Source organism: Mesorhizobium sp. B2-8-3 (assembly GCF_006440815.1).
GTDB lineage: Bacteria > Pseudomonadota > Alphaproteobacteria > Rhizobiales > Rhizobiaceae > Mesorhizobium.
This window is the reverse complement of the sequence record NZ_VFTW01000028.1, coordinates 21,466-43,831: the sequence shown is the minus strand read 5'-3', so window position 1 is coordinate 43,831 and position 22,366 is coordinate 21,466. Positions and strand designations below refer to the sequence as shown.

Below are 22,366 nucleotides of genomic sequence, written 5' to 3'. Positions count from 1 at the left end.
AAGCGCGTCGCGTGTATCCGTTTCGACGCGACGCGCTTTAGAATTTGAGATCGGCGCCTGCCCGCAGCAGCAGCCAGTAGAACAACCCGGTCGCCCCACCCGCAAGCAGCATCGCCAGCAGGAAGCCGCCATGCGTATGCGTGAGCGGCAGTCCTTCTGTATTCATGCCGAAAATGCCGACGATCAGCGTTCCCGGCAGGAGCAGCGCGCTCATCACCGCCAGCGCCTTCAGGCTGCGGTTCGATTCGTCCGCGAGTTCCGCCGCGACCTCTTCCTGCAGCAGCCTTGCCCGGTCGTTGACCATGACGACTTCGCGGTCGAGCCTTTTGAGGCGAGCCGCCAGCTTGCCCAATATCTCATGCGCGCCGGCCGACAATTCCCAGCCGGCACGGTTCTCGTCCAGGAACAGCGCGACCTGTGCCGCGATCGGCCGGTGCAGCGACACCCCCAGGCGACGCACCTCCTTGATCCGGCGCCGCTCGTCGGCAAGGCGCTCGGTGACGAGACGGTCCTCGACCTCGTCAAGCTGCTTCGTGGCCAGCGCCAGCCGCCCGCTCGCGCTTCCGCAGAAGGCAAGCACGATAGCGCCGAACAGCTCGAAGGCGGTCGCCGGTTGGAGCCCTTGCGAAAGCGCCTTGTTCACCTCTTCCACCGCTGCCAGCGAATGGCGCCGGCCGGTCACCAGCAACCGGTCCGTCACGGCGAAATGCAGCCTGCCGATGGTGGTCGACCTGCGTCCGATCTCGCCATGCAGGTCGGCGGCGATACCGTGCACGACGCCCTTTTCATGCGCCAGCGCCATGCTGTCCTCATGGCCTTCGAGGATCGCATGCGCCGATTGCGGCAGCGCGCAGGCATGGCCGATCCAGGAATGCGCCCGCTGGTCGATGAGATCGACATGCAGCCAAACCCAGCCGTCCGGCGCGGCAAGCGCTGCTTCGATGTCCTTCGGCGCGATCGGCTGCGGCGCTTGGCCGGCGGCGCCGCGATAGGCCCAGATCAGGCCGGGCGCGTGGTGGCGGCTGTCGTCCCAGGCAAGCAGCGTCAGATGCGATGCCTCATTCATGGCCGCCACTCAATCAAATGCTCGAAAGCAAGACGGCGCCGGAACCGGCGCCGTCGATGTTGCTGGTCAGGCAAGAACCGCCGCTCAGAAAACGTGGCGCAGGATCACGAACAGCACGAAGGCCAGCGCGATCGAGCAGGGCAGCGTGAGCACCCAGGCCAGCAGGAGGTTGCGCACGGTCGACCACTGCAGGCCGGAGCCATTGGCCGCCATCGTGCCGGCGACGCCGGACGACAGCACGTGCGTCGTCGACACCGGCAGGCCGAAACGGTCGGCCATGCCGATCGTCACCATCGCCACCAGCTCGGCGGCGGCGCCCTGGCCATAGGTCAGGTGGCTCTTGCCGATCTTTTCGCCGACGGTGACGACGATGCGCTTCCAGCCGACCATGGTGCCGAGGCCAAGCGCCAGCGCCACGGCGATCTTCACCCACAGCGGGATGAACTTCGTCGCGTTGTCGACCGCCTTATGGTAGTCGGTCACCGACTTCAGGTCGGCGTCCTGCATCGGCAGCAGCTTCTTCTTGTCGATCAGCTTCAGCGCTTCGCCGATCAGGTAGATGTCGTTACGCGCGTTGCTGACCAGGTCAGTCGGCACGTTGTCGACGGAAGCGTAGGGCTGCAGCTCGGCAGTCGTGTTGTGGATATAGGTCTGCAGCGCAACGGTCGTCTGATCGTTCCATGTCTTGCTGCGCACGGCTTCCTGCACGGCTGCCTTTGCGGCATTGGCATCGGCAACGGTGACGCCGGGCTTGGCATATTTGCCCAGCGCCGTCTCGACGCTGGCGGAGGCCGACTTGTAGGCTTGGAGATAGTTGATGTCGGGCGTGCGGTTGAGCGCATAGGCGGTCGGCACGACGCCGATCAGGATCAGCATGATCAGGCCCATGCCCTTTTGACCGTCATTGGAGCCGTGCGCGAAGCTGACGCCGGTGCAGGTGAAGATCAGCAGCGCGCGGATCCACCATGGCGGCGGCGCGTTGCCCTTCGGCGCCTCGTAGAGCGCCGGATTGCGCACCAGGAGCTTCATGGCATAGAGCAGGATGGCCGCGGCGAAGAAACCGACGATCGGCGAGACCAGCAACGTGGTGCCGACATTGGTCGCCTGCCCCCAGTCGACGCCGCTGGTGGCGCTTCCGGCCGGGGCCATGAACTGGTTGGCGAGGCCGACGCCGATGATCGAGCCGACCATCGTGTGCGAGCTCGAGGCCGGCAGGCCGAGGAACCAGGTGCCGAGGTTCCACAGGATCGCTGCGACGAGCAGCGCGAACACCATGGCGAAGCCGGATGACGAGCCGACCTGCAGGATGAGCTCGACCGGCAGCAGCGACAGGATGCCGAAGGCCACCGCGCCGCTCGAGGTCAGCACGCCGAGGAAATTGAAGACGCCCGACCACATGACGGCGAATTCGGCCGGCAGCGACCGCGTGTAGATGACGGTGGCCACCGCGTTGGCGGTGTCGTGGAAGCCGTTGACGAACTCGAAGCCCAGCGCAATCAGAAGGGCGATGCCGAGCAGGATCCAGGGCACCGTCTTGGCGATGGCAAGATCCTGGCTGAGCGCATAGCCGACATAGATGATGCCGACGAGCACCAGCACGCCGAAAGCCGGCAGGAACCATTTGGCACCGCCCGATTGTTCTAGGGGATGATCCGGTCTCGGGATCCCCGCCTCACTGGAAACTACGTCCACCATTGTCCCACTCCATTTGCATTGCAGCAAAGAACCGGGGAGGACGCTATGTCCCTAGGATGAAGCTGGTGTGACGCTCTTAACCGTTTGGTCACCACCAAACTGTTTGGTCACTACCAAACCGTTTGGCGACCTATCCGGCTATCTTCAGGAGCGAGGACACCAGAAGCTTGCGCTCGTCTTCGGACAGCACGTCTGAATCAAACAGATTCATGCTGCGCATCCCCTCGATGGCGAGAAAGCAGACCAGCAGCGAGCCGAGGTCGTCCGTCTCTCCCTTCAGCCGTTCGAACAGCTGGTGCTTGAAGGCCTTGATCGGCGTCAGAAAATCGGGATCTTCGGCGATCGCCGAGAACATCCAGGACGCCGAGGGTTTCGGCCGCTCGCAGTCGTCGGCCGACAACTTGATATAGGCTGAGAGCACGCTTTCCTGGCCGGCCTCGCTAGCGCGTGCTTCTAGCGCCTTCTGGAAATCGCTGAGGTAGCTTTCGACCAGCCCCTGCATCAACTTGGCCTTGGTTGGGAAGTTGTAGAGCAGGCCGCCTTTCGACACTCCTGCGCGGCTGGCGACCGCCTCGAGCGACAGGCTTCCCGGACCAGCCTCGCGCGCCACGTCGGCGGCGGCGGCAAGTATCTTTTCGCGTGAGTTGGCCCTGGGTACTCTCATCACGCCTCCCCCTACATTAGCCTAGGCGGAATTGACAAGACCGTCCAGCCGGTACAGTAAGGCGCGCCATTTGAAATCGGGACCTTTCGTCGATATGTGTCCCGGCATCGATTGATTTGCCGGTTGCCGGCTCGAGGGGACCATCCGTGAAGCGCTTTTTCATCATCGCCGGATTCTTGCTTTTGCTCGCCCTGGTGTGCGTCGGCATCGTAGGCTTCAACTTCATGCGCGATGCCGGCATCAAGCAATTCTTTGCCACTATGAAGCCGCCGGCCGCTACGGTCTCGACCGTGATCGTCAAGCCGGCCGAATGGACGCCCGGCGTCGAGGCGATCGGCACCGTCAATGCCGTGCGCGGTGTCGACCTTACCGTCGAAACGAGCGGCATCGTCAAGGACATCCTCTTCCACGCCAACCAGAAGGTCGCCGCCGACGCCGTGCTCTTGCAGCTGGACGACGCGGTCGAGAAAGCCGATCTGGTGGCGCAGAAGGCGCAGGCCGCGTCGGACCAGGCGGCGCTGACCCGCGCGATCGAATTGCAGCGGCGCGGCGTCGGCACGGATGCGACGCTCGACGCCGCGCGCGCCGCGGCGGACGCCTCGGCCGCGCAGGTCAACAAGATGCAGGCCGTGCTCGACCAGAAGCAGTTGTCCGCGCCCTTCGGCGGCACGGTCGGCATCCCGAAGATCGACGTCGGACAGTACCTGGCCCCCGGCAACTCCGTCGTGACGATCCAGGACCTCGACACGATGCGGGTCGACTTCACGGTTCCCGAGCAGCAGCTGCCGCTGCTCAAGATCGGCCAGACCGTCAAGCTCGGCGGCAGCCTCGCCGACATGACCTTTGCCGGCTCTATTCGCGGCATCGATCCCAAGATCGATCCGGCAAGCCGGCTGGTCTCGATTCGCGGCGAGGTCGCCAATCCGGAAGGCAAGCTGACGCCTGGCCAGTTCGTCCAGATCCGCGTCGAGCTGCCACAGGAAAACAATGTCATCTCCGTGCCGCAGACGGCGGTGACGACCAGCCTCTATGGCGATTATGTCTTCGTGGTCGAGCCGGCAAAGCCCGCAGGGGGTGCCGCTGCCGCGCCGGCGAAGCCGGATGAGCAGAAGGCCGGCGCCGACAAGGCGTCCGGCGACGCCGCCAAACCAGCCGACGCCGCCAAGCCGGCCGAGGCCGCGCAGCAGCCTGCGCTCACCATCTCGCAGGTGTTCGTCAAGCTCGGCCGCCGCAACAACGGCATGGTCGAGATCGCCGAGGGCCTCAAGGACGGCGACCAGGTTGTCACGGCCGGCCAGAACCGGCTCTTCAACGGCATGTCGGTTGCCGTCGACAACACCATCGATCCCAGCAAATCGGCGAACAAGCAGGTTCAGCAATGAGCTTCTCCGACCTCTTCATTCGCCGGCCGGTGCTCTCGACGGTGCTGGCCTGCATGATCCTGCTTCTGGGCTTCCAGGGCATCTTCGGCCTGTCGATCCGCCAGTATCCGAAGGTCGACGAGACGGCGATCACCATCACCACGGCCTATCCCGGCGCCAGCGCCGACCTGATCCAGGGCTTCATATCGGCCCCGATCGCGCGTGCCGTCGCCTCGACCGAAAACATCGACTACGTGACCTCGTCCAGCCGTCCGTCCTCGAGCACGGTCACCGTGCAGATGAAGCTCGGCTCCAACCCGGACGTCGCGCTCGCCGAGGTGTTGTCCAAAGTCCAGGGCGTGCGCGGCACCCTGCCGGACGCCTCCAAGGACCCGGTGATCGTCAAGGGCACCGGGCAGCAGTTCGCGATGATGTACATCTCGATGCAAAACCCGAACATGACGAAGGAGCAGCTCACCGAATATATCGAGCGCGTCATCCGGCCTCGCATCTCGACCGTGGAAGGTGTCGCCGACGTCCAGATCTTCGGCGCCCAGGAATATTCCATGCGCATCTGGATCGACCCGATCCGGCTCGCCGCCCGTGGCGCCACGGCCGTGGACGTGCTGACCGCGATCAACAACTCGAACTTCCTGTCGGCGCCGGGCAACACCCAGAACGAATATGTGGTCTCCTCGATCACCGTGCATTCGACCCTGCAGACGCCCGAGGCCTTCGCCCAGCTCCCGATCCGCTCGACGGATGGCCAGGTTGTGCGCCTGCGCGATGTCGCGCGAGTCGAGCTCGGCGCGGAGAACACCGACACCAGGGTGAGCTTCAACGGCAAGCCGGGAACCTTCCTGGCCATCTTCCCGACGCCCGCGGCGAACCCGCTGACGACGGCGGCGGCGCTGACCAAGCTCGTGCCGCAGATCCAGGATACGCTGCCGAAGGGCATGACGATCGAGATCGTCTACGACGCTACCGGGCAAATCAGCGCGTCGATCGAGGAAGTGTTCAAGACCATCGCCGAGGCGGTTGCCATCGTCATCGTCGTCATCCTTCTGTTCCTGGGTTCGTTCCGCTCGGTGATGATGCCGATCGTCACCATCCCGCTGTCGCTGATCGGCGTCTGCTTCATCCTGTTTGCGGTCGGCTACTCGATCAACCTTCTATCTCTGCTGGCCATGGTGCTGGCGATCGGCCTTGTCGTCGACGACGCCATCGTGGTGGTGGAGAACATCCACCGTCACATGGAGGAGGACCACATGTCGCCGATGCAGGCGGCATTCAACGGCATGCGCGAGATCGCGACCGCAATCGTGGCGATGACCATGACCCTGGCCGCCGTGTTCGCGCCGCTCGCCTTCACCGGCGGCCTGACCGGCGCGTTGTTCCGTGAATTTGCGGTGACGCTCGCCGGCTCGGTGGTCTTGTCCGGCCTTATCGCCATCACCATCACCCCGATGATGTCGGCACGTCTGCTGAAGGCCGGCCAGCACGGCCGCTTCCAGCGTATCGTCGACGGCACGTTCACACGTGTCGAACACCTCTATGAGCGGGCTGTCACCGCCTCGCTCAGGAACCGCCCGGTAACGCTGATCATCGTCGTCGCGTTGGTCGCCCTTACCGGCTTCATGTTCACCAAGACCTCGACCGAACTCGCACCGGAAGAAGATCAGGGCTTCCTGCTCTCGATCGTGACCGCGCCGCGCTACGCGACGTCGGATTACACAGAGACCTACGTCAACCAGATCCTCGGCCTAGTGAAGGATATTCCCGAGACCAGGGCGCAGTTCTCGGCCGTTGCCTTTGGCGGCGCCACCAACAGCGCCTTTGTCGGCTTCGCCTTCAAGGACTGGGCGGAACGCAAGCGCAATTCGAAGGCGCTTCAGGCCGACATCCAGGGGCGCATCTCCAAGGTCGCCGGCGTCGAGGCCTTCGTCTTCGCGCCGCCGACGCTGCCCGGTTCCGGCGGCGGCCTGCCGATTTCCATGGTCGTGCGCTCCACCGGCGACCCCTCGGAAGTCTTCGAGCAGGCGGAGAAGATCAAGAACAAGGCGCAGGCTTCGGGCCGCTTCATCGTCGTGCAGAACTCGATGGCTTACGATGCCCCGCAGGTGACCGTCACCATCGACCGCGAGCGCGCGGCGGCGTTGAACCTGCCGATTGCCGATATCGGCAACACCCTGACGCTGCTTGTCGGCGGCGCCGAGGTGGCGCAGTTCGACCGGGATTCCAACAGCTACGACATCATCCCCCAGGTGCCGCAGGAATTCCGCGACAACCCCGAGAAGCTCGGCGAATATTTCGTCCGCAGCGTCGACGGCAAGATGGTGCCGCTGTCGGCGGTCGTGAAGATTTCGACCAACGCCTCGCCGGCGGCCATCGAGCAGTTCAACCAGCTGAACTCCTCGACGATCTCGGCCTTGCCTCTGCCCGGCGTGACCACCGGCGACGGCCTGAAGGTGCTGGAGGACCTCGCCAAGGAGACCCTGCCCGACACCTTCTTCGTCGACTATTCCGGCCAGTCGCGGCAGGAGAAGGAACAGGGCAACACCATCCTGATCGCCTTCGCGGCTGCCGTGATCGTGATCTACCTGGTGCTGGCGGCCCAGTTCGAGAGCTTCCGCGACCCGCTGATCATCATGATGGCGGTGCCGCTGTCGATCTTCGGCGCGATCGTACCGCTCAACATCGGCCTGGGGACGCTCAACATCTACACCCAGGTCGGCCTGATCACGCTGATCGGCCTGATCACCAAGCACGGCATTCTGCTGGTGGAATTCGCCAACCAGCAGCGTGAGATTCATGGCATGCGGCGCCGCGACGCCATCATCGCCTCGGCCAAGGTGCGCCTGCGGCCGATCCTGATGACTACGGCCGCCATGGCGCTCGGCGTCGTGCCGCTGATCGTCTCCAGCGGCGCCGGCGCCGCGGCCCGCTATTCGATGGGCCTGGTCATCTTCACCGGCATCCTGGTCGGCACCATGTTCACGCTCTTCGTCGTGCCGATGTTCTACACCTTCATCGCCAGCAGGGACCTGCCGCATCTCGCCGAGAAGCCCGATCCGAAGCTGATGCCGGCGCTGCCGAGCTGAAGCGAGCCAAAAAAAGAGGCCGGAAATTCCGGCCTCTTTTTTGGCGGTCGCCCCACGGCTTCGGCGCTATCCCGAAGGCGGCAACCCGCCTGCTACTTTACCCAGCCCGTTACTTGACCCAGTCTGCTACTTGACGATCACGATGCTGGTGTTGCCGGGGCCGAAGACCTCGACAAGCTGATAGAAGTCGGCCGCCGCATCCGGATGCAGCCGCACGCAACCATGCGAGGCAGGACGGCCGAGACGGCCGATGGCATAGGTGGCGTGAACGGCGTAGCCGCCGCTGAAGAAGACCGAATGCGGCATCGGCGCGTTGTCGTATTTCTTCGAATACCACATCTCATGCATGCGGGTCGGCTTGAACGAGCCGGTCGGCGTGATGTGCCCCCTCGCGCCGGTCGATACCTTCCAGGTGTAAGTCGGGCGGCCGTCGACCGTGACTTCCATGATCTGCTGCGACAGCGAGACCTTGGCGACGATCTGGTTGGCATGCGCGGCATTGCCGGCGCCGAAGAGCAGAGCCGCGCCGGTGAGCGCGGCGGCGGTGACATTGATGAGCTTGGCGGAAATGGCGGTGTGCATGACGATCCCTCTGTTTTTGCCGTTGTGTCCGGCTTCAATTTCGATGGACCGCCTTATCGAGAAGGCCTGTTTCAGGTCAATTTCGCTTGGTGCTCGTTTTTGTTTCGAATTCGTTTCTAGAAATTAACAAGATGTCTCCGAAGGGGGTTGCTGCCAGACCTTTCCAAGGTAAGGGATAGAGGGTTGGACAATGGGCTCAGTCGGGAAACGAAAGTTCACTTCATACATATATGAAAGAAACACAGCCCCTTTTGAAACCAATCTGCAACAAAGTGCAGCCACGGCGGCATGATCTGGATACAGGCCGGCGTCAGATTTGACGCAACGGGAACAGACATCTGCAAACGAAAATGCGCAGGAAATCGAAACGACGCTGGCGGCGATGACGTCCGGCGAGGTTTCGACGCTGCACATGGCTCTGTTCATCGCCACGGTCTGGATTTTGTCCAGCCTGCGCGTCCACCGGCTGAAGGCCCTCTGGCGGGTCGGCCTTCGGTTGATGAGGACACGCGGCCCCTCCGGCTACTTGCTGCCGAGAGGACCGAAGGCCCGCGCCGCAGCGGGGGGCTCCGTCAGCGGCGCGGGCGCTTCGGGAGTCTCCTGAAGCACCGACGATTTCGAGATTGGGGTTTGAAGATGAAGACGAAATTTGCCGCTTCTGTACTTTCCGCGCTGCTCTACGCGCAGGGTCTGCTCGGCTTCGCCGCGCTGGCGACGGTGTTGCTCAAGGAGCGCGCCAAGGCGGAGATAACCGCCAGCGCCGACCTTCCATCCGGCCCCTCTGTCATCGTGGTGCGCTGAGCGCCGGGCGTCGGACCCAAAATGACCACCGCTTGGGAAAGCCGATGCTCAAACGCCTCGCCGATCGGAACTTACTCGTTGCGCGGGACCGGCGGATCGAAACGATAGCCGGCGCCCCTGATGGTGGTGATGGTCTCGGTGTCGAGCTTGCGGCGCAGCCGCACGATGCGCGAGTCGATCGAACGGTCGAATGCGTCGGCATTCTCGGCCGGCGCCGCGGCAATGATGTCGTCGCGCGTCAGCACCTTGCGCGGGCTCGCCAGGAAAAGCCTGAGCAGCGCCACCTGCCCCGGCGAAAGCTGATCCTCCGAGCCCGAGCGATGCATCACCATGGCCGACCGCAGATCGACGGTGGCGTTTTCCAGCACGATCAGTTCGCCGGCGGCCCTGCCGCGTCTGGTCAGCAGGCCGCCGATACGCGCGGCAAGCTCACGCACGTTGAGCGGGCTTTCGATGACGTCGGCAGCACCGAGTTCGAGCGCCAGCACCTTGTCGACGAGGTCGCCCGGCCGGCAGATCAGGATGAAATCGGGACCGCCCTCGCCGCCACCGCCTTGGCCGCTGTAACGTTTGAGCAGTTCGCGGCTCTCGGCCTGGGTGACGCCGTCGCCGACCACCACGACATCGATGCCGCCGGCCGAAAGCAGCGTCTCCGCTTCCCAGGGCTGGCGCGCCTGGCGCACGTCGTGCCCGCGCCGGTCGAGATGATCGGCGAGATCTTTAGCCACCACCTCGGCGACGGACACAAGCGCGATGACGGATCGTGCGGCCATTTTCTTCACCCCGCCACAGACAACTCGAGATGAGTGCTGGACATCATGTTTATACCCAATCTACTTTCCGCTGAAAGCGGGAGCGAGCGCGTCGTGAAGGCACGCATCATCGTCGTCGAGGACGAACCGGATCTGAGGGAGGCTGTGGCCGAATATCTCGGCGCCAGCGGCTATGACGTCGTCACGGCCGAAAATGCGGCCGTGGCGCGCGCGCTGTTCGAGGCGCAATCCTTCCACCTCGCCATCCTCGACATCGCCATGCCTGGCGAGGACGGGCTGTCGCTCGGCCGCTGGCTGCGCTCGAAAACGCAGATCGGCATCATCTACGCCACGGCCGCCGGCACCGCGCTCGACCGCATCGTCGGGCTGGAGCTCGGCGCCGACGATTACATCGTCAAGCCGTACGAATTGCGCGAGGTGCTGGCGCGGGTGCGCAGCGTGCTGCGCCGCGTGCCGCTGCCCGCCGAGCCGCAGGCGGCTAAGGCCGAAACCGGCAATCGCCGCTTGATGAATTTCGGCGGCTTCCAGGCCGATTTCGACGGCCGTCTGGTCATCGGCGCCAATGGCGCGGTCATCGAGATGGCCAAAAGCGAGTTCGACGTGCTCGAGGTTTTTCTCACCCGCGCCAACCGGCTTCTGACGCGAGCGGCGATTTCGGAAGCCATCGGCTTCGTGGAGGATCCGGAATCCTCGCGCGCGGTCGACATCCGCATCATGCGGTTGCGAAAGAAGATCGAGGCCGATCCCGCCAATCCGAAATTCCTGCGCACGGTGCGCGGCGAAGGCTATATCTTCTCGCTGCCGAGCGGCGACAGCAATTGAACCAGCCCAATGCATGTTGCCCAAAAGTGCGCAGCGGTTTTGGGAACGACATGCATCAAAATACAGACTTGAATCGCGGCGCTCGAATCCGTTTCGACGCGACGCGCTTCAAGCGGGCTCCGAGAGACGGCCGACCATGACTGCTGATACAGCACGCGCCGATACGCATGGCTCGCGCCCGGGCGGCGCCGCGATGGCGGCCGTCCATGTCGTGCGCCGCCTGCGCGAGGCAGGCGACTGGCAGCGCGAGATGGACGACATACTGCGAACAATGTGCCGCAAGATGGATTGCCAGCGCGGCATTCTCTTCCGCCTGCGTGAATTGCCGGGCGAAGGCTTCGCCCAGTCCGTCGCCGCTTATTGGATCGACCCTGACTTCGGCGGCGAGCTGGCGTCGCCCTCGGTGATCATGCAGTCGATCATCAACTCGGACTCGCTGCTGGAGCAGTTGCAGGAGGATGAGCGGCAAGGCAAGATTTTCTCCGGCCACACACGCGACCTCGACGGTTTCCTGCGGACCGATTTCGAGAAGCAGAACATCAAGTCGTTCCTGTCCGTCTCCGTGTTCGCGCATGGCCACCTGTGGGGCACGCTGGCCGTCAACGACTGCGTCGCCGAGCGCGAATGGACGGACGAGGAAGAAGCGACCCTGCACATCATCGCCCTGGCGATCGGCGACGCCATCGAGCGCTCGCCGTCCGAGGCGCATGCCAGCGAAGTGATTCGCCGCACCATGCTGCAGGCCTCGCTCGACGCCATCATCGTCATCGACGAGGCCGGTTCGATCATCGAGTTCAATCCGGCCGCCGAGAAGATGTTCGGCTTCCAGCGCAGCGCCATCCTTGGCAAGGACCTGCTCGATACCATCGTTCCGATATACTATCGCAAGGGCTATGCCTCGGGCGCCGAATACATGGCCGGGCGCGGCGCGCCGATGGTCGGCCAACGGCTGGAGACCGTCACCCAGAACGCCGCCGGCGAGATCTTCCCGATCGAGCTTACGGCGACCGAGATGCGCGTTGCCGACCGCCGCCTGATCTTCGGCTCGATCCGCGACCTGCGCGAAAAGCTGCAGGCCGAGGAAGAGATCAACCGCCAGCGCGAGAAGCTGCACCAGAACGAGAAGATGGCGGCGATGGGCTCGCTGCTTGCCGGCGTCTCGCATGAGCTCAACAACCCGCTGGCGGTGGTGGTGGCGCAGTCGACGCTGCTGCACGAATTCGCCAGCGATCCGCAGACCAAGGTCCGCGCCGAAAAAGTGCGCGCCGCCGCCGAGCGCTGCGGCCGCATCGTCAAGAGCTTCCTGTCGATGGTGCGCCTGCACCCGACCGAGCAGGCCGAGACCGATCTCAACCAGGTGATGCGCTCGGCGCTCGAGGTCACCGCCTATGGCGCGCGCTCCAGCGGCATCGTCATCGACACCGATTTCGCCAGCGGGCCACTGCTTGCCATGGCCGACGCCGATCACATCACGCAGGTGGCGGCGAATTTCCTTATCAACAGCCAGCACGCGCTGGTCGGCGTCACCGGCGAGCGGACCATCAAGGTGCGGACGTTTCGCAACGAGCACGGCAACCCGGGCTTTTCCGTCGAGGACAACGGCCCCGGCATTCCCGAGGCGATCCGCGCGCGCATCTTCGAATCCTATTTCACCACCAAGCCGGTCGGCGTCGGCACCGGCATCGGCCTGTCCATCTCGAAGTCGATCGTCGAGCGTCACCACGGCAACATCTGGTTCGAGGAGGTCGAGCCGCACGGCGCGCGCTTCGTCGTGCAATTGCCGGCGATCGCCGGTGAGGCGGCAAAGGCCGGCGAGAGTGCCGTACGCTCGAGCGGACTGCGCCATGCCTTGATCATCGACGACGAGCCCGACGTCGCCGGTTCGCTTTCAGATATATTGGAGCTGATGGGCCTGAAGTCACGCGTCGTGGCAAGCTGGACGTCCGCCGCCGACGTGCTGAACGGCCATATGCCGCCCGACATCGTCTTTTCCGACCTGCGCATGCCGGGCACCAGCGGCATGGCGATCTATCGCGAACTGCTGGTCGAGAAGCCGGTGCTGGCGAAGCGCTTTGTGCTGGTGACCGGCGATCTGATCGGCGCCAAGGCCGAGATCGAAGCCTTGCCGCCGCAGCAGCGGCCGCAAATCCTGGAGAAGCCTTTCTCGACGCTCGACGTCCGCAGCATCCTCTCAACCGTCGCCGACGAGGTCGCCGCGGCAGCCGACAATGGCGCCCACATTTGAACCGGCCGGTCTGAGGCAAGAACAAGATCGCAAAAGTGTGGCCGAGTGCTGCCCTCGCGCCGCCAGAGGGTCTGTTGAGATTCAGGTCAGACCGAGCCGAAAAAAGAGGCTCCCTACCGACGGTGCGGCGGGAGCCTGACTGGAGCGCAGGAGGGTGCGCTCAGGGGAGGTCTTAAAAAACGTTCGGCGTGTTGGTGAGCGGCGCGGCGTTGGCGATCATGCGCACCGCGCGTTCCCTGTGCTGGCCGGACTGCTCGGCGATGGCGCGCAGGCAGTCGACGCTCTCGGCGCCCCAATTCTGGCCCTTGCAGGCAAAGTCGATCGAAGGTTCCGGCAGGCGGGCGGTCTTGAGCGTGGTCTGGGCGCCCTCGATGACATTGACCGGCGGATTGATCGAGGCGAAAGCCGGACCTGAGGCAGGTGCCGCCAGCATGGCGACAAGGGCGCAGGCGCCGATCAGCATGAACATCGCCATCGGATGGTCGCTGGCGCGCTGGCGCAGCGCAAGCTTCGGCCGGCGGTCATTGCGTTCCGGCACATCAAGGCGGCGATTGGCGTCCGTGGCGCGAGCTTTCGCAAACATCGTTGTTCCCTTCGTTATCTTTCTTTTTGCTATGAAACGAACATAATCGCACCGGGTAACAGCCGAATGATCGGCGATGGCTGCCTGTGTAACAGGATTGAAACAGGCGCCGGACGCGCCGGCATTCCCAATCCGCGGCAACCGCTCGACGGCCATCGAAGCTGGTCGGCGCAGATATGCGCCTGTCGCGCGGGGCCGACTGTAAGCAGCCTCACACAGCAATACCTGAATCGAGCGCGCCGCCGCTGTCTGCCGCACGCCCGTGACCCGTCGAAACAGGCCTTCTCCGAGACGGGCATCCGACTTCTGAATCGCCGTTCCGCTTCCTCGATTAACACCCGGATTTTCCGGTATTTTTCCGGCTCAGGCGAGGCCAGACTTGCCGCCATGGAATTTCCACATTTACGCAAGCCATTGCATTTCAATGAAAAATATGTTTATATTGAATGAGTATTCAACAAAAAGAAGAGCATGCCCATGAACCCGCACCTCCGTGACGTGGCGATCCCCAACGATTGGGACCGGCGGGGTTTGCCGGGGTGGAGTTACCATTCCAACGCCCTTCTCGAGCTCGAGAAGGAATATGTCTTCCGCAATCACTGGCAGATCGCCGGCCATGTCTGCGACGTGCCCAACGCTGGTGACTATCTGACCATGGACGTCATCGGCGAGCGCGCGCTGATCGTGCGCGGCAAGGACGGCGTCGTGCGCGCCTTCAACAATATGTGCCGCCACCGCGGCAGCCGCGTCGTCGCCGACAGCCAGGGCACCTGCAAGAACGCCCTGGTGTGCCCGTTCCACGGCTGGGTCTACAATCTCGACGGCACGCTGCGGGGCGCCGCCCGTCCGCGCTCCTTCCCCGAGCTCGACAAGACCGAGTTCGGCCTGATGCCGCTCGACCTCGAAATCTGGATGGGCTTCATCTTCATCCGCTTTCGCAAAGGCGGTCCGCAGCCTTCGGTGGCCGAACTGCTGAAGCCGATCGAGGCCGAGATGGCGCATTACAATATCGCCGACATGGTGCCGTCCTGGGGCATATGGACCCAGAAATCGCCGGTCAACTGGAAGTCGGTGCGCGACGTCGACAATGAAGGCTATCACGTCGCCATGGCGCATCCGGCGCTGCAAGACCTCTATGGCGCGACCTATCTCGACGAACCCTTCATCAACGGCGTGTCGCGGTCCTTCGCCACCTACAATCCGCATGCCGGACGGCGCTGGAGCGTTCGCGAGTACATCAAGCTCGCACCCGAGGCCGCGCATCTGCCGGAGCATCTGCGCAAGGCCTGGATCTATTACGGCATCTTCCCCAACAACGCGCTGTCGATCATGCCGGAATCCGTCCAGTTCTATCAGGAGTTCCCGTTGTCGACCGGCGAGACGCTGCTGCGCGGCGCCATCTACCGCTACAAGGACGAGACGCGCGAGCAGGCCGCGGCGCGTTACCTCGCCTATCGCATCGACCGCGACACGATGAGCGAGGATGTCCAGCTTTCGGTGTGGTCGAACGAATCCATGCTGTCGGAAGCCTTCGAGGGCTTCTATCTCTCCGACCTCGAATATGGCGTGCGCACCCACCACGACCATCTGCGCAAGCAGGTCCCGGTTCTCGGCCTGGAAACCGCGCCCGAGGAAAAGGACATGTGGGGGCTGAACGACGCGCTGCGGTCGAGGGGGTGAGGCCCTTCCTTCTCCCCGTTCCACGGGGAGAAGGAAGCGAGGGTCACCCCCGCCACACGTCCTCTTTCCGCAAATCATCCATGGTCCGCGAAATCCCTTCGCGCAGGATGCCGACCATGTCGTCGACCTGCTCGCGGCTGATGATCAGCGGCGGCGACATCACGCACATGTTGATCAGCGGCCGCACCAGGAGGCCAAGCTCGTGGCAATGCGCGTCGATGCGCTTTCCCACATCCTTGTCGAGCTGCAGCGGATCCTTGCTCTCGCGGTCCGCGACGCATTCGACGCAACCCATCAGGCCGAGGCCGCGCACCTCGCCGACCAGCGGCAGCTCTTCCAACGTCTTCAGCTGCGCCTGGAAATAGGGCGCGATCTCGCGCGTATGGGCGAGCACGCCCTCTTCCAGCAGGTCGAGATTCTTCAGCGCCACCGCGCAGCCGATCGGATGGCTGGTGTAGGTCAGCCCGTGGCCGAACAGCGCATCCGGATGGTTGGAACGACGCAGTTCTTCCAGCAGCCGCTCGGAGATGATGACGCCGCCGAGCGGGAAATAGCCCGATGTGACGCCCTTGGCGAAGGTGATCATGTCCGGGTCGATGCCGAACACGTCGCCGGAGGCAAAGACATGGCCGAGCCGCCCGAAGCCGGTCACCACCTCGTCCGAGACATAGAGGATATCGTTCTCGCGGCAGATCTCGCGGATGCGTTTCAGATACCCGTCCGGCGGCACGATGACGCCTCCGGAAGCCTGCACCGGTTCGCCGACAAAGGCGCCGATCCGGTCGGCGCCGACACGCGCGACGGTGTCGCGGAACTGGTCGACCAGGAAATCGGTGAAGGCGGCAATGCTCATGCCTTTCGGGCGCCGGAACGGATCGGGCGAGGACAGCTTGACCACCAGCTCGTCGGCGCCGTCCATCCAGTCGCGGTCGCGCGGGCGGCCGTTGAGCGAGGCCGACAGATAGGTCGAGCCGTGATAGGCGCCGGCGCGGCTGAGGATGAGCTTCTTCTCCGGCCGTCCGCGCACATTGTTGTAGAACTGCATGAAGCGCAGCGCCGTCTCCACCGCCGAAGAGCCGCCGGTGGTGAAGAAGGTGTGGCTGAGGTCGCCAGGCGCCGCATCGGCGATGCGCCGGGCAAGCTCGGCCGAGGGCGCGTTCATCGTGTACCAGGGCGTGTTGTAGGAGAGCGCCATCGCCTGGTCGTACATGACCTTGGCCAGTTCCTCGCGGCGATGGCCGACATTGATGCACCACATGCCGGCCGGGCCGTCGATCAGGCGCTTGCCGGAGCCGTCGGTGATGTAGATGCCGTCACCCTCGGCGATCAGCGCGCGAGCTTCGTTGCCGACCGAGCCGGCATAAGGCCAGGGCTGCACGAGATGGCGCTTGGCGAGCTCGACCGCGTCCTCATCGCCGGGCTCGATGAGTTCGCTTGCCTTGATCTTGCTTTGAGCCGCCATTTTCGCCTCGCATTGCCAGGGTTGTCGAATTTTCCTCGGATATCAAACGGCGTGGAAAACCAGGGAAATTCGGCTTTTCATCACTTCATTTTGAATATCCGTTCAATCAATATCGCAGAAATAGCGCTTGATTTCAATCGGCGGATGCGCTCATGATGAAAGAAAGCCGGCAAGCCAGGGAGCGATCGCGCTCCGAGCATAAATCGGGAACAGGCAACCGGCGCCACGAATGGGAAGGCCGCATGGCGGGACACTCCGTGCCAGCTATCGAAATCACGCCCGGAGCGCTGCAATGACGGCGGCTGCGGAAGGGTCGCCCCCGCTGCGCATGGCGGGATCGAGACGAAGTCCCCTTCTGCAATCGGAAGCCGTCCAGGGCTTTGCCCTGATCAGTCCGACCTTCGTTTATGCCCTTATTCTTCTGGTCCTGCCGATCCTGGTCGTCATCGCGCATTCCTTCTGGACGCAGAACTATCTCACCATCGACCACACATTCACGCTGGAGAATTACCGGATCGCGCTGACCGAGCCGATCTACCGCGACCTGCTCTGGCGCTCGCTCTACATCTCGCTGACGGTCAGCCTGCTGACCGTGGCCCTTGCCTACCCGATCGCCTATTTCATTTCCTTCCATGGCGGCCGCCACAAGAGCCTGTGGCTGTTCCTCATAACCATCCCGTTCTGGACCAGCTACCTGCTGCGCGTGATGTCGTGGAAAGTGATCCTCGGCTATAACGGCGTGCTGAACTCCGGCCTGATGGGTCTCGGCATCATCCAAGAGCCATCGGACGCGCTGCTCTACAATTCCACCGCCGTCATCATCACGCTGACCCATGCCTGGGCGACCTTCGCCATCCTGCCGATCTTCGTTTCGCTGGAGAAGGTCGACCGGACCCTGGTCGAAGCGGCGACCGACCTCGGCGACGGGCCGCTGCGCTCCTTCCTGCGCGTCACCTTGCCGCTGTCGGCGCCCGGCGTCATCTCGGCGGCGCTGATCGTCATGATCCCGACCGTTGGCGACTACGTCACGCCGAAGCTGGTCGGCGGCAAGGACGGCGTGATGATCGCCAACGCAATCCAGGCGCAGTTCGGCAAGGCGTCGAACTGGCCGCTGGGTGCCGCGCTCTCCGTCACCACCATGATCATTGTCTCGCTGATGGCCGGCGCCACCGTGCTGGTCTTCCGCGCCCTGCAGAGGCTGGCACGATGACGGCGATAAGACGTTTCTTGCCCGGCTGGCTCTCGAGTTACGCCGTCCTCTATCTGCTTTTCCTTTATCTGCCGGTGATCTTCCTGCCGATCTTCTCGATCAATACGGCAGCGACGCCGAAATTCCCGCTCTCGGGCGTCACGCTGCACTGGTACGAGGACCTGCCGCGCACGCCGGCGCTGATCGACGCCACCTGGAACAGCCTGATCGTCGGCGTTTCCGCCGCGATCCTGTCGACGGTGCTGGGCATCCTCGCCGCCCGCTCGATCACCCGCTACCGTTACCCGGGCCGCCGCGCCATCAATGGGCTGATCATGGCGCCGCTGGTGCTGCCGGAGGTAATCATCGCCATCTCCATGCTGCTGGTCATGCTGCAACTCGGCTTGAGCCTGTCGCTGTTCACCGTCGTGCTCGGCCATGTGCTGGTCTGCATTCCCTATTCGATGACCGTGCTGACCTCCGGCTTCGAAGGCTTCGACCGCAGCCTGGAGGAGGCTTCGGCCGATCTCGGCGAGAGCGCCTTCGGCACCTTCCGGCGCGTGACGCTGCCGATGGTCGCGCCGGCGATCATCTCCAGCTTGCTCGTCTGCTTCACCATCTCGCTCGACGAGTTCATCATCGCTTTTTTCCTCACCGGCACCGAGGCGACGCTGCCGATCTACATCTGGGGCCAGCTGCGTTTCGCGGCCAAGCTTCCCGGTGTGCTGGCGCTCGGCACCTTGCTGCTCTTTGCGTCCTTCCTGCTGATGACGATTGCCGAAATCCTGCGCCGCCGCGCGGCGAGACGCACCCAGAATGAGGGAGGCCTCTATGCTTGAGCGCGTCCAGTCCGAGCGCACGCAATCGGATCGCACCATGATCGAGATCCGCGACGTCACGCGCAGCTACGGCGCCTTCAAGGCGCTGGACAATGCCTCGCTGGCGATCAAGGAGGGCGAATTCTTCTCGCTGCTCGGGCCTTCCGGCTGCGGCAAGACCACGCTCTTGCGCATGATCGCCGGTTTCGACACGCCGACCAGCGGCTCCATCGCCGTCGACGGCCAGCCGATGGACGGCATCCCCGCCAACCGCCGGCCGACCAACATGGTCTTCCAGAGCTACGCGATCTTCCCGCATCTCAATGTCGAGCAGAATGTCGCCTATGGGCTGAGGCGGCTGAGGCTCGACGCCGGCGAGGAGAAGCGCCGCGTCGAGGAAGCGCTGGCGCAGGTGTCGCTGACCGGCCTCGGCAAACGCCGCGCCACCGAGCTTTCCGGCGGCCAGCGCCAGCGCGTCGCACTCGCCCGCGCGCTGGTCATGCGGCCGAAAGTGCTGCTGCTCGACGAACCGCTTTCGGCGCTGGACAAGAAGCTGCGCGAGCAGATGCAGGTCGAATTGCGCCGCCTGCAGCAGGCGGTCGGCATCACCTTCGTGCTGGTCACGCACGACCAGTACGAGGCCCTGGCGATGTCGGACCGCATCGCCGTCATGTTCGGCGGCAAGATCGCCCAGGTCGCCTCGCCGAAGGAGATCTACCAGCGCCCGGTCAATCGCCAGGTGGCCGACTTCCTCGGCGGCATGAACTTCGTCAAGGCCGAGATCGTCGAGGAAAACGGGACTTCAATGGTGCTCGACACGTTGGGCTTCGGCCGCGTCAAGACCGACAAGCCGAGGGCTTTCGTGCGCAATGGCGGCGCGGCCACGCTTGGCATCCGGCCGGAGCGGCTGCGTGTTTTGTGGGACACCGCGACGGCAAAGTTCGAGGTCGCGGGCAAGGTGGTGGAGCGCCACTATTTCGGCGAGATCACGCATCTGATCGTCGAGATACCGGGACTGGAGAAGCCGCTCTCGGTGACCGAGACCAACGATTTCGGCGCCGACGACATTCCGGTCGGCGCACCGATCCGCCTCGCCTACGACCCCGAGGCGCTGGTGGCGATGGCCGACTGAATCTTCCCGGCCGCGATGCGGCCGGCGACGATCGCGCCTTCGACATAGCCCGGGAAAGACGGCGACACTTCCGAAGCGGCGAAATAGACGGGCGGCGCGCCCGCGAGAATTGCTCGTTCGGCATGCCGCGCGGTCACGTCGACGATGAGGTCGCTATAGGCGCCGCCGCTCCACCGGTCATGCGTCCAGTCGCGCGCGCTGAAATCGACGACGTCGGCGGCTCGCGGGCCGAGCGCCTCGACGAGCCTCGCCGTGACTTCCGCGCGGAATGCCGCCGCGCCGAGCGGGTGCCAGCGCAGCGCCAACGGCCCGCCGACGAAGACGATAAGCGCGGCATGATCGGCATCCGTGCTGGCGTCGCAGGCAAACAGCCCCGGCTGGTCGCGCCACATGACCATGCCGCACAGGTCCCGCTCACGCCAGAATGGGCTGGCATAGCGCACCAGGATCTTGATCACCGCGCCGCTTTCCCAGACGCCGAGCGCGCTTGCGAGCTCCGCCGGCAAGGCGGGCGTGAAGTCGAGCTTCGCGGCCGTCGCAGGCGGCAGGGCGACCAGCGCCGTGCGCGCTTCGATCACACCGCGGGCCGAAACGACCCGAACGCCTTGCTGCCCATGCTCGACGCGCGCAACCGGCTCATTCAGCCGCAGCCGATCACCAAGGTCCGCCGCCAGATCATCAGCCAGCGACTGCATCGTCTCGCGCAGGAAATACTGCAGCTCGAATACTTCGTTGGTGATGCGGCGATCATTGTCGATCAGGTACCACAGCGGCACCTTGTCCAGCGCCAGGCACCACAGGCCCTCGATCATCGAACGGAAGGCTGCCTTGGCGTCGGTCGTGTCTTTCTGGCGCTCGAGCCATGTCGCGACCGTCAGCCCTGCGATCGACGGATCGTCCGGCTCGATCCTGTTCATGCGCTCGCGGATCGCCATCGCGACCTGGTAGGTCCGCTCGGCCTCCTCGACCGACATCCACGGATGGGTGATGAACTCGCCTTCGATATAGGTCTCGACGAAAGTCTTGCCGCGCGCCCTGGCCAGCGCCATCAGCTCAGGCATGTCCTGGCACAGGAACTGGCCGCCGCTGTCGATCAGTTCGCCGAGCCCATTGCGGACAGCCTCCACCCTGCCACCGACGTGGTCGCGCGCCTCCAGCACAAGGAAATCGACGCCGGCGCGCTGAAAGTCGAGCGCGGCGGACAGGCCGGTGAAGCCGGCGCCGACGATGACGACGTCGGTTCTTTCGATGATGCTGCTCAATAGCCGGCCTTGATCTTCTCGAACTCGGCGACCATGCGCTGCTTCAAATCCGGCGCAACCGGCTGCTGGAACAGCGTCTTGTCGAGGAATTTGTCGAGATTGTCGAAGCCGCGGTCGGTGAGCAGCTTGTGGTCCATCGCCGCCATGCCCGCGCTGTTGCCGTGACCGTAGCCGAAGGTCTTCACCATATACTCCGAAACGTCCGGCGCGTTGACGGCGCTCAGGAAATCATAGGCCTGGTCGGGCTTGCCCGGCGCATCCTTGAGCAACACATAGCCGCACACCCAGGTCGAGATGCCTTCCTTGGTGTCGCGGTTCATGGCGATCGGCAGACCCTGGCCTTTCAGCGTCACATAGGTCTCGTTCCAGCCCCAGACCAGGTCGACTTCATTGCCCGTGAAGGCCTGGTTGAGATCGGTGTCGTCGGTCCAGTAGAAGCGGATGTTCTTGTGCACGTCGCGCAGGAAGGCGGAGGCCTGTTTGAACTGCTCGTCCGTCATCTTGGTCCAGTCCTTCAGGCCGATGACCAGGCTCGCCAGCGCATAGGCGTCGTCGACATTGTCGCCGATGGTGACGCGGCCCTTGAATTTCGGATCGGCGAAGATCTTCAGCGACTGCGCCTCGTCGGCGGTCACCTTGTCGGTGCGATAGAGCAATGAGGTATTCCCCCAGTCGAAAGGCATGAACCAGGCTTTGCCGTCGGCGGTGGTGGTCAGATCCCTCATCGCCATGATGCCTGGATTGAGGTCCTTCCAGCCGGCGATCTTCGAGGTGTCGAGCGGCTGCAAGAGACCGGCCTCGCGCCATTTCACCACGCTTTGCGAGCAGGGATGCGCGATATCGGCCTTGAAGCCGGCGCGCATCTTCTCGAAGGCCTCGTCCTCGTCGCCGAAGAAGGAGAAGGTCGGCTCGGCGCCGTGTTTGGCGGCGTAGGCCGGATGCAGCAGCGGGTCCTCGTAGCCGGACCAGTCGAAGACGACGAGGTCGCCGCCGCCTTCGGCAAGCGCATAGGCGGTACCCGCGCCGACGGTGACGACGGCAGCAAGGGCAAAGCGGCGAAGCATGGTTTTCATGGCCCGAGAAACTCCCCCATCGCGGACATATCGGGGGAGGTTAGGAGAATTCCCGGG

The 22,366-nt window shown here is 64.1% G+C and carries 20 protein-coding genes; 11 read left to right on the top strand and 9 right to left on the bottom strand.

The features are described from left to right. Positions 1–37 precede the first annotated feature (37 nt). The 3 genes from FJ418_RS27665 to FJ418_RS27655 all read right to left on the bottom strand — a co-directional run bounded on the left by FJ418_RS27665 (position 38) and on the right by FJ418_RS27655 (position 3,425). Positions 38–1,066 carry a CorA family divalent cation transporter gene (locus FJ418_RS27665; protein ID WP_140871117.1) on the bottom strand — a complete coding sequence of 343 codons (1,029 nt, stop codon included), beginning with the start codon at positions 1,064–1,066 and terminating at the stop codon, positions 38–40. Between the two features lie 84 nt (positions 1,067–1,150). Next, a complete protein-coding gene (locus FJ418_RS27660) occupies positions 1,151–2,761 on the bottom strand; it encodes an inorganic phosphate transporter (RefSeq protein WP_140657936.1) in 1,611 nt (536 codons plus the stop codon). 130 nt (positions 2,762–2,891) lie between these two features. After that, positions 2,892–3,425, bottom strand: a complete 534-nt coding sequence (locus FJ418_RS27655) for a TetR family transcriptional regulator (protein ID WP_140657938.1) — start codon at positions 3,423–3,425, stop codon at positions 2,892–2,894. A gap of 146 nt (positions 3,426–3,571) precedes the next feature. Between FJ418_RS27655 and FJ418_RS27650 the strand changes: the two genes are divergently transcribed. Both FJ418_RS27650 and FJ418_RS27645 read left to right on the top strand, forming a co-directional pair. Next, positions 3,572–4,807, top strand: a complete 1,236-nt coding sequence (locus FJ418_RS27650; RefSeq protein WP_246683238.1) for an efflux RND transporter periplasmic adaptor subunit — start codon at positions 3,572–3,574, stop codon at positions 4,805–4,807. Further along, positions 4,804–7,887 carry an efflux RND transporter permease subunit gene (locus FJ418_RS27645; protein ID WP_140647440.1) on the top strand — a complete coding sequence of 1,028 codons (3,084 nt, stop codon included), beginning with the start codon at positions 4,804–4,806 and terminating at the stop codon, positions 7,885–7,887. Before FJ418_RS27650 ends, FJ418_RS27645 begins: the two co-directional genes overlap by 4 nt. A gap of 126 nt (positions 7,888–8,013) precedes the next feature. On the opposite strand, the gene FJ418_RS27640 is transcribed toward FJ418_RS27645, so the two are convergent. Further along, on the bottom strand, positions 8,014–8,469 hold the full coding sequence (locus tag FJ418_RS27640) for a L,D-transpeptidase (RefSeq protein WP_140704779.1): 456 nt from the start codon (positions 8,467–8,469) through the stop codon (positions 8,014–8,016). 316 nt (positions 8,470–8,785) lie between these two features. On the opposite strand from FJ418_RS27640, the gene FJ418_RS27635 reads away from it, so the two are divergent. Both FJ418_RS27635 and FJ418_RS27630 read left to right on the top strand, forming a co-directional pair. Next, positions 8,786–9,073, top strand: coding sequence for a hypothetical protein (locus tag FJ418_RS27635; protein WP_246683237.1), 288 nt, complete (start codon positions 8,786–8,788; stop codon positions 9,071–9,073). 32 nt (positions 9,074–9,105) lie between these two features. Beyond that, a complete protein-coding gene (locus tag FJ418_RS27630) occupies positions 9,106–9,270 on the top strand; it encodes a hypothetical protein (RefSeq protein WP_140647442.1) in 165 nt (54 codons plus the stop codon). Between the two features lie 71 nt (positions 9,271–9,341). Here FJ418_RS27630 and FJ418_RS27625 read toward each other — a convergent pair whose 3' ends face one another. Next, entirely contained in the window at positions 9,342–10,043 is a 702-nt protein-coding gene (locus FJ418_RS27625; protein WP_140647443.1) for a response regulator transcription factor, read from the bottom strand. Between the two features lie 93 nt (positions 10,044–10,136). Here FJ418_RS27625 and FJ418_RS27620 point away from each other — a divergent pair, with 93 nt between their 5' ends. Together FJ418_RS27620 and FJ418_RS27615 are read left to right on the top strand one after the other, a co-directional pair. Continuing rightward, positions 10,137–10,865 (top strand): response regulator transcription factor, encoded by a 729-nt coding sequence (locus tag FJ418_RS27620; protein ID WP_226892102.1) that lies wholly within the window; start codon positions 10,137–10,139, stop codon positions 10,863–10,865. Positions 10,866–11,001: 136 nt separating this feature from the next. Continuing rightward, a complete protein-coding gene (locus FJ418_RS27615) occupies positions 11,002–13,110 on the top strand; it encodes an ATP-binding protein (RefSeq protein WP_246683235.1) in 2,109 nt (702 codons plus the stop codon). Between the two features lie 172 nt (positions 13,111–13,282). Here the strand turns inward: FJ418_RS27615 and FJ418_RS27610 are convergent, their stop codons facing one another. After that, on the bottom strand, positions 13,283–13,693 hold the full coding sequence (locus FJ418_RS27610) for a hypothetical protein (protein ID WP_140704778.1): 411 nt from the start codon (positions 13,691–13,693) through the stop codon (positions 13,283–13,285). A 66-nt stretch (positions 13,694–13,759) separates the two neighbouring features. Between FJ418_RS27610 and FJ418_RS27605 the strand changes: the two genes are divergently transcribed. Further along, on the top strand, positions 13,760–14,143 hold the full coding sequence (locus FJ418_RS27605) for a hypothetical protein (RefSeq protein ID WP_140871114.1): 384 nt from the start codon (positions 13,760–13,762) through the stop codon (positions 14,141–14,143). A gap of 27 nt (positions 14,144–14,170) precedes the next feature. Next, positions 14,171–15,373, top strand: coding sequence for an aromatic ring-hydroxylating dioxygenase subunit alpha (locus tag FJ418_RS27600; protein WP_140704774.1), 1,203 nt, complete (start codon positions 14,171–14,173; stop codon positions 15,371–15,373). Positions 15,374–15,416: 43 nt separating this feature from the next. On the opposite strand, the gene FJ418_RS27595 is transcribed toward FJ418_RS27600, so the two are convergent. Beyond that, positions 15,417–16,835 carry an aminotransferase gene (locus FJ418_RS27595; RefSeq protein WP_140871111.1) on the bottom strand — a complete coding sequence of 473 codons (1,419 nt, stop codon included), beginning with the start codon at positions 16,833–16,835 and terminating at the stop codon, positions 15,417–15,419. A 292-nt stretch (positions 16,836–17,127) separates the two neighbouring features. Here FJ418_RS27595 and FJ418_RS27590 point away from each other — a divergent pair, with 292 nt between their 5' ends. Genes FJ418_RS27590 through FJ418_RS27580 form a run of 3 tightly spaced genes read left to right on the top strand, consistent with a single transcriptional unit; the run spans position 17,128 to position 19,974 of the window. After that, a complete protein-coding gene (locus tag FJ418_RS27590) occupies positions 17,128–18,045 on the top strand; it encodes an ABC transporter permease (RefSeq protein ID WP_140684701.1) in 918 nt (305 codons plus the stop codon). Beyond that, positions 18,042–18,863, top strand: a complete 822-nt coding sequence (locus tag FJ418_RS27585; protein ID WP_140871108.1) for an ABC transporter permease — start codon at positions 18,042–18,044, stop codon at positions 18,861–18,863. Before FJ418_RS27590 ends, FJ418_RS27585 begins: the two co-directional genes overlap by 4 nt. 37 nt (positions 18,864–18,900) lie before the next feature. Next, entirely contained in the window at positions 18,901–19,974 is a 1,074-nt protein-coding gene (locus FJ418_RS27580; protein ID WP_140859322.1) for an ABC transporter ATP-binding protein, read from the top strand. On the opposite strand, the gene FJ418_RS27575 is transcribed toward FJ418_RS27580, so the two are convergent. Beyond that, positions 19,938–21,236 carry a flavin monoamine oxidase family protein gene (locus FJ418_RS27575; RefSeq protein ID WP_140871106.1) on the bottom strand — a complete coding sequence of 433 codons (1,299 nt, stop codon included), beginning with the start codon at positions 21,234–21,236 and terminating at the stop codon, positions 19,938–19,940. The two genes, FJ418_RS27580 and FJ418_RS27575, sit on opposite strands and share 37 nt — an antisense overlap. Beyond that, a complete protein-coding gene (locus tag FJ418_RS27570; protein WP_140871103.1) occupies positions 21,233–22,309 on the bottom strand; it encodes an extracellular solute-binding protein in 1,077 nt (358 codons plus the stop codon). Before FJ418_RS27570 ends, FJ418_RS27575 begins: the two co-directional genes overlap by 4 nt. Positions 22,310–22,366: the final 57 nt, after the last annotated feature.